At 75.9% G+C, this 7,022-nt stretch carries 8 protein-coding genes; 4 read left to right on the forward strand and 4 right to left on the reverse strand.

What is annotated here, in order from left to right:
- Window positions 1-625 (forward strand): LysR family substrate-binding domain-containing protein (locus ACFW1I_RS16435; RefSeq protein ID WP_384670273.1); only part of this gene is annotated, 625 nt, incomplete at its 5' end.
- A gap of 7 nt (window positions 626-632) precedes the next feature.
- On the opposite strand, the gene ACFW1I_RS16440 is transcribed toward ACFW1I_RS16435, so the two are convergent.
- Window positions 633-1,112 carry a hypothetical protein gene (locus tag ACFW1I_RS16440; protein ID WP_384670275.1) on the reverse strand — a complete coding sequence of 160 codons (480 nt, stop codon included), beginning with the start codon at window positions 1,110-1,112 and terminating at the stop codon, window positions 633-635.
- 138 nt (window positions 1,113-1,250) lie between these two features.
- On the opposite strand from ACFW1I_RS16440, the gene ACFW1I_RS16445 reads away from it, so the two are divergent.
- Window positions 1,251-2,615: a carbohydrate-binding protein gene (locus ACFW1I_RS16445; RefSeq protein ID WP_384670276.1), complete on the forward strand. Its 1,365-nt coding sequence runs from the start codon at window positions 1,251-1,253 to the stop codon at window positions 2,613-2,615.
- 66 nt (window positions 2,616-2,681) lie between these two features.
- Here ACFW1I_RS16445 and ACFW1I_RS16450 read toward each other — a convergent pair whose 3' ends face one another.
- The 3 genes from ACFW1I_RS16450 to ACFW1I_RS16460 form a co-directional block, all read right to left on the reverse strand.
- Complete coding sequence (locus tag ACFW1I_RS16450; protein ID WP_384670277.1) at window positions 2,682-3,023, reverse strand: VOC family protein; 342 nt, start codon at window positions 3,021-3,023, stop codon at window positions 2,682-2,684.
- Window positions 3,024-3,083: 60 nt separating this feature from the next.
- Complete coding sequence (gene opcA / locus ACFW1I_RS16455) at window positions 3,084-4,001, reverse strand: glucose-6-phosphate dehydrogenase assembly protein OpcA (protein WP_384670278.1); 918 nt, start codon at window positions 3,999-4,001, stop codon at window positions 3,084-3,086.
- Window positions 4,002-4,081: 80 nt separating this feature from the next.
- Complete coding sequence (locus tag ACFW1I_RS16460) at window positions 4,082-4,657, reverse strand: DoxX family protein (RefSeq protein WP_384670280.1); 576 nt, start codon at window positions 4,655-4,657, stop codon at window positions 4,082-4,084.
- Between the two features lie 190 nt (window positions 4,658-4,847).
- Here ACFW1I_RS16460 and ACFW1I_RS16465 point away from each other — a divergent pair, with 190 nt between their 5' ends.
- Complete coding sequence (locus tag ACFW1I_RS16465) at window positions 4,848-6,242, forward strand: dipeptidase (RefSeq protein ID WP_384670281.1); 1,395 nt, start codon at window positions 4,848-4,850, stop codon at window positions 6,240-6,242.
- A gap of 43 nt (window positions 6,243-6,285) precedes the next feature.
- Window positions 6,286-6,900, forward strand: a complete 615-nt coding sequence (locus tag ACFW1I_RS16470; protein ID WP_384670283.1) for an HdeD family acid-resistance protein — start codon at window positions 6,286-6,288, stop codon at window positions 6,898-6,900.
- Window positions 6,901-7,022 lie beyond the last annotated feature (122 nt).

Genomic DNA, 7,022 nt, shown 5'->3' on the forward strand with positions numbered 1-7,022 from the left:
GCTGGGCGGTCTCGTGGACCGGCTGGCCCGGGCCGAACCGGACGCCGAGGTGACGACGTACACCTCCTGGTCGGAGCGGGAGGTGGCCGGCGGAGTCGTCGCCGGACGGCTGGACTTCGCGCTCGTCGGGGTGTGCGGCGAGAGCTCCCCGCCGGAGGCGGGCCGGCTCGCCTGGACGGAGGTGGCCCGCGACCCGGTGTACGCGATGCTGGCGACGGGTCACCCGCTCGCCGCCCGCCCGCAGGTGGCGCTGGCCGAACTCGCCGCCGAGGAGTGGACGGACGTGCCGGGCGACGGCTGCTTCGGCGACTGCTTCGCCGCCGCGTGCGTCCGGGCCGGCTTCACCCCGGCCCGGGTGTACGAGACGGACACCGCCTCCTGCGTCCACCTCGTCCAGGTGGGCCGCGCGGTGGGCCTGTGCCGGGCCACCTTCCCGGCCACCCCCGGCATCGTGACGCGCCCGCTGACCGGCGCCCCGCTCCTCTGGCGCCACCTCCTCGGATGGCACCCCGAGGGCCGGGCGGCCGGACGGGCCGCCGCGGTCCTCGCCCACGCGCGCGACGCCCACGCGGAGGCCCTGGCGCGGAGCGCGGGGCGGACGGCACCGGCGGGCGCGCCGTCCTGAGCCCCGGTCAGGTGTCGTACGTGCCGTCCCAGGGCGCGGAGAAACCGAGGCCGTCGGGGTGGAGCTCGACCCAGTTCCCCTCCTCGTCGTCCTCGTCCTCGCTGTGGTCCTCCACGACCAGGCCGAACAGGGCGCCCTCGTGGCGCACGGCGAAGGGCGCGACGGCGACCGGCCCGTACCGCCGCCCGGGCAGGGCGTCCAGCCAGGTGGCGAGCAGCGTCTGCGCGGCCTCGACCGCCCGCCGCTCCCCGTCCGCCCTCGTACCGGTGGACTCGATCCGCGACTCCAGGTGCCGGCCGGCCGCGTCGAAGCGGTGGAGGACCGCGTACCACCGCTTGTGCAGCCGCCAGTCGTCGCCCATCCGCCCTGCCCCCTCCGGGAACGCGGCGGTGACCGAGGCGAGGAACTGGCCTCCGTCCCACCGGCCGATGGTGGCCGTGCGGTAGTCGGGCTCGTACGCGATGGGGACGACCTCGGGGACGCTCATGGGCGCACCGTAACGGCCGCCACCGACAGCGCCGGGGCCATAACGCGAGGGGAGGGGCCGACCGGAGGCTCCCCGCTCCCCCGGGCCCGTTCCTACGGTTCTCCGCAGATCCCCCACCGAGAACCGAGGAGACTCCCCATGCTCCGACGACACGCCCGTGCGGCGTGTACCGCGCTGGCCGCCGCCGGGATGGTGCTGGCCGGGCTGCAGACCGGGTCCGCCACCGCCGCGCAGCCCTCCCCCGGGACCGCCCCGGCCGTACAGAGCGCCGCCCGGGCGCTCGGCGCCGCCGAGGCGCGGCCCGAGCTGCTCGCCGCGATGGGCCGCGACCTGGGTCTGACCCCGGCGCAGGCAGAGCACCGCCTTGTCAACGAGGCCGAGGCGGGGGCCACCGCCGCCCGGCTCCGCGACCGGCTCGGCGGCGCCTTCGCCGGGGCCTGGGTCGAGGGCGCCGAGTCCGGCTCCCTGACCGTGGCCACCACCCGCGCGGCCGACCTCGCCGCGATCCGGGCGGCCGGGGCGACGGCCCGGCTGGTCCGGCACGACCTCGCCGCCCTGGAGCGGGCGAAGGAGTCCCTGGACCGGGCGGCGGGCGCCGAGGCGCCGGTCCGGTACGTGGACGTGCGGTCGAACGTCCTCGTCGTCGAGGAGACCCGGGCCGGGGCCGGCGCGCGGCTCGCGGCGGAGACCGGGGTGGCGCGCGAGCTGGTGCGGGTGGTGCGGTCCGCCGAGGCGCCGCGCCCGCTGTACGACATCCGGGGCGGCGACGCGTACTACATGGGCGGCGGCGGGCGCTGCTCGGTCGGCTTCCCGGTGACCCGGGGCACCACGCAGGGCTTCGCGACGGCGGGCCACTGCGGCCGGGCGGGCCAGTCCACCAGCGGCTACAACCAGGTCGCGCAGGGCACCTTCCAGGCGTCGGTCTTCCCGGGCAACGACATGGCGTGGGTCGCGGCCAACAGCAGCTGGACGTCGACGCCGTACGTGAAGGGCGCGGGCGGCGCGAACGTGCAGGTGACCGGTTCGGTGCTGCAGCCGGTGGGCGCCTCGGTCTGCCGCTCCGGCTCCACCACGGGCTGGCACTGCGGCACGATCCAGCAGCACAACACGAGCGTCACCTACCCGGAGGGCACGATCAGCGGGGTGACCCGGACGACCGTGTGCGCCGAGCCCGGCGACTCGGGCGGCTCGTACATCTCCGGCAGCCAGGCGCAGGGCGTGACCTCGGGCGGCTCCGGCAACTGCTCCAGCGGCGGCACCACGTACTTCCAGCCGCTGAACCCGATCCTGTCCGCCTACGGGCTGACGCTGAAGACCACCGGCACCGACCCGGGCCCCGGCCCGGGCGAGCCGGAACCGGGCGGCACCTGGAAGGCGGGCACGGTCTACGCGGCCGGCGCCACGGTGACGTACGGCGGCTCGACCTACCGCTGCCTCCAGGGCCACCAGGCGCAGGCGGGCTGGGAACCGCCGAACGTGCCGGCCCTCTGGCAGCGGGTCTGACACCGGGGCGGCCTCCGTGCACGGCGCCACCCGCCCCCGCCGGGCGGGTGGCGCTCCGGCGCGCGCTCAGGCGCCGACGTACTCGAAGACCCCGCCCTGGGGGTGTCCGAGCACCGCGCGGCGGCCGTGCGGGGTGGGCGACACGGGCGCCACGACCTCCGCTCCGGCGGCGACCGCCTCCGCGACGGCGGCGTCCAGGTCGGCCACGGTCAGGGTGGCCGTCACCCCCGCGACCCGCGCGACGGCCTCGTCCGGACCGCTGAAAAGCAGGAAGGGACCGACGCCCGCCAGGTCCACCCCGGCGAAGGAGAAGCGGGAGGCGCTGCTTCCCGTCAGCTTCTCGTAGAAGGACACGGCGGCGTCCAGGTCGGCGACGCGCTGGCGCACCACCACGGATTCGATCGTCATGATCCCATCATCACCCGAACACGGGTGCGGGGAAGGCGATTTCACGAACGGGGCGGCGGCTCAGGACCGGTGACGACCCTCCAGGGCCGCCGCGTAGGCGTCGTCGGGGTCGAGGTGGCGGAGTTCCTCGGCGATCAGTTCGGCGGTGGTGCGGACCTTGAGCGCCATGACGCGGCTGGGCTGGCCGGGGATGGCGAGCCGGGCCACCGGGCCCTCGGGGCGGTCGATCCGGATCTCGCCCTGGGGGGTGCCCATCCGGACGGCGGTGACGACCGGGCCCTCGGAGACGATCCGCTCCACCGGGACGCCGAGCCGGACCTCGAACCAGCGGGCCAGCAGTTCGGCGCTGGGGTTGTCCTCCTCGGCCTCCACGGCGGCGGAGACGACGTCCGTCCCGGCCTGGTCGAGGGCGGCGGCCAGCATGGAACGCCACGGGGTGAGGCGGGTCCAGGCCAGGTCGGTGTCGCCGGGGGCGTAGGAGGCGGCCCGGGCGTCCAGCGCGCGGAGCGGGTCCTCGACGGCGTACGTGTCGGTGATCCGGCGCTGGGCGAGGGCGCCGAGCGGGTCCCGGGCGGGCACGGCGGGGGCGTCCACCGGCCACCACACGACGACGGGGGCGTCGGGCAGCAGCAGCGGCAGCACCACGGAGTCGGCGCGGGCGCCGAGTTCGCCGTGGAGGCGGAGCATCACCGTCTCGCCGGAGCCGGCGTCGGAGCCGAGGCGGACTTCGGCGTCGAGCCGGGTCACCTGCCGCTCGCGGGGCGACAGCGCCCGCCGGCGGATGACCACGAGGGTGCGCGAAGGGTGTTCCTTCGACGCCTCGTTGGCGGCCCGCACGGAGTCGTAGGCGTTCTCCTCGTCGGTGACGATCACGAGGGTGAGGACGACACCGACGGCGGGGGTGCCGACGGCCCTCCGGCCCTCCAGGATCGCCTTGTTGATCGCGCTGGAGTTGGTGTCCGTGAGATCGATCTTCATTGCCCGGCGCCCGTCCCTTCCTCTGCGGCGAGCCTAACGCCCCGCACGCGCGCGCGTGCGCCGGTGGGGGCGCTCGGGGTTCAGTGGGCGTCCGGTTCCCCGGTGCCGTCGCCCTCGGGGGCCAGGTCGGCCTCGGTGGCGGCGGCCGTCGCGGCCTGCCCCTGGGCGCGGCGGCCGACCACGGCCGCGGCGGCGATCGCGGTGCCGAGGAAGGCGGTGACCACCACCCAGGGGCGGTCGAGGACGTGCCCGGTGAGGTGGTCGAGGGAGTAGCGGCCGGCGCCGGTGATGCCGATGGCGGCGGCGGTGAAGCCGAGGAAGGCCGGGTACTCGTAGCCGCCGGCCTGGGCGAAGAAGCCGGCCGGGGCGTGCACGGAGACCGCGCCGGCCATGGCGCCCGCGGCGGCCGCGCCGGCGGCGGGGGTGGCGAGTCCGAGGGCGAGCAGCGCGCCGCCGCCCGCCTCGCCGAGGCCCGCGGCGACGGCGGACTGGCGGGCGGGGTGGAAGCCCATGGCCTCCATGGCGTGGGTGGTGCCCTCGATCCCTCCGCCGCCGAACCAGCCGAGGAGCTTCTGGGTGCCGTGCGCGGCGAGGACGGCGCCGGTGCCGACCCTCAGCACGAGCAGCCCGAGGTCGCGTCGGTTGGGGTGGGCCATGACGTTCTCCAGGTGCGGGAGGGGACACGTACGCCTCCACTGTCGGCGCGGGACCGGCCCGCCGCCGCCCGGGAGGTGGCTCGATACGCCGTCCGTGTCATGTTTTGCGGCGTTTGCCGGGCGTTGCTTGACTGGGGTCGCCGTTGCCGTCCCGGCCGTCCGGGGGCGGCCCGAGGGAAGTGGGTTTCGCATGACCTCCGAGTCCACCGACACCGCCGCGCTGCGGGCACGCGTCCGGGACCTGATGCCGCGCGCCGAGGAGGACCTGAGGGCGCTGGTGGCGATGCGCTCCGTCGCCGACCCGCGCCAGTTCCCGCCCGAGGAGTGCGCGAAGGCCGCCGACTTCCTGGTGCGGGCCTTCACCGAGGCGGGGCTGAGCGACATGCGGCGGGTCACCACGCCGGACGGCACGGACGCGGTGGTCGGGTACGGGAAGGGCCCCGAGGGGGCGCCGACCGTCCTGCTCTACTGCCACTACGACGTGCAGCCGCCGCTCGACGACGCGGCCTGGCGCACCCCGCCGTTCGAGCTGACCGAGGTCGACGGGCGCTGGTACGGGCGCGGCGCGGCCGACTGCAAGGGCAACATCGCCATGCACCTCACCGCGCTGCGGGCGCTGGGCGGCCCCGAGGGCGCGGGCTTCCCGGTGAACATCAGGTTCGTGGCGGAGGGTTCGGAGGAGCAGGGCACCGGCGGGCTGGAACAACTGGTGCCGATGCAGCCCGAACTCTTCGCCGCGGACGCCCTGTTGATCTGCGACACCGGCAACTTCGCGCTGGGGCTGCCCACCACGACGACCTCGCTGCGCGGGCTGACGAACGTGGTGGTGACGGTCTCCACGCTCAAGGGCGAGATGCACTCGGGCATGTTCGGCGGGCCCGCCCCGGACGCGCTGGCCGCGCTGGTGCGGATCCTGGACAGCCTGCGCGACGAGCACGGCAACACGGCGATCGAGGGGCTTCCGGCCGACGGGCTGTGGGACGGCGTTTCCTATCCGGCCGAGCAGTTCCGCGCCGACGCGGGCGTCCTGGACGGGGTGCAGCTGGTCGGCACCGGGTCGGTCGCCGACGAGCTGTGGGCGCGGCCCGCGGTCACCGTCCTCGGCATCGACTGCCCTCCGGTGGTGGGTTCCTCCGCCGCCGTGCAGGCGAAGGTGCGGGCGCGGGTGAGCCTGCGGGTGCCGCCGGGGACGGACGCCGAGGCGGCCAGGAAGGCGCTGACCGGCCATCTGGTGGCGGCGGCGCCGTGGGGCGCCCGGGTCGAGGTGGAGGCGGAGAGCGCCGGGCAGCCCTTCCGGGCGCGCACGGACGGGCCCGCGTACACGGCGCTCGGGGCGGCACTGCGCGAGGCGTACGGCAAGGACATGGTGCAGTCGGGGCAGGGCGGTTCGATCCCGCTGTGCAACGTGCTCGCGGACCGGTTCCCGGACGCGGAGATCGCGCTGATCGGCGTGGAGGAACCGGGCTGTCTCATCCACGCCCCCAACGAGAGCGTCGATCCCACCGAGATCGAGCGGATGGCGCTGGCGGAGGCGCTCTTCCTCCGCTCCTACGCCGAGGCGTTCGCGCGCCCGGCGGGCGCGTGACCGCGCCGACGAACCACCGGCACACGAAAGGGGAACGGATCCGATGACGCGGACGGACGAGGGGGCGTACGGGAGGACCGGCCGGGACGGGGTGCCGCCGGGTCCGCTGACGATGCTCGCGGGCGCGGCCTGGCAGGCGCTGCTGCTGGCCGGGATCGTGGCCCTGGTCCTCGGGGTGCTGGTGCTGGTGTGGCCGGGTGCCTCGCTGGTCGCGGCCGGGGTGCTGTTCGGCATCTATCTGCTGTTCAGCGGTGTGATGCAGCTGGTCGCCGCCTTCGGCACGCACGCCACCACGGCGCTGCGCGTGCTGGCCTTCGTCAGCGGCGCCCTGTCGATCCTGCTGGGCCTGTTCTGCTTCCGGGGCGCGACCCAGTCGATCCTGCTGCTGGCGCTGTGGATCGGCATCGGCTGGCTGTTCCGCGGCATCACACAGACCGTGGCGGCGGCCTCCGACCCGGCGATGCCGGCCCGGGGCTGGCAGATCTTCCTCGGCGTCGTCAGCGCGATCGCCGGGGTGGTGCTGATCGTCTCGCCGCTGGAGTCCGTCGCGGTGCTGACGCTGCTCGGCGGGATCTGGCTGATCGCGGTCGGCGCGGCCGAGATCGTGACCGCGATCCAGGTGCGCTCGCGGGCCAGGAGGCTGCCGCCGGGCGCCTGATCCGCCCGGGAGGTCCCGCTCGTCCGGGGGGCCGCCGGGGCCCCCCAGAGCGGGGGGGGGCGGGGGGCGGGGGCGGGGGGGGGGCTTTTGTTGTGGGGGGACGCGAGAGCGCGCGGGCGGGC

This window comes from Streptomyces sp. NPDC058955, assembly GCF_042741435.1.
Taxonomy (GTDB): domain Bacteria; phylum Actinomycetota; class Actinomycetes; order Streptomycetales; family Streptomycetaceae; genus Streptomyces.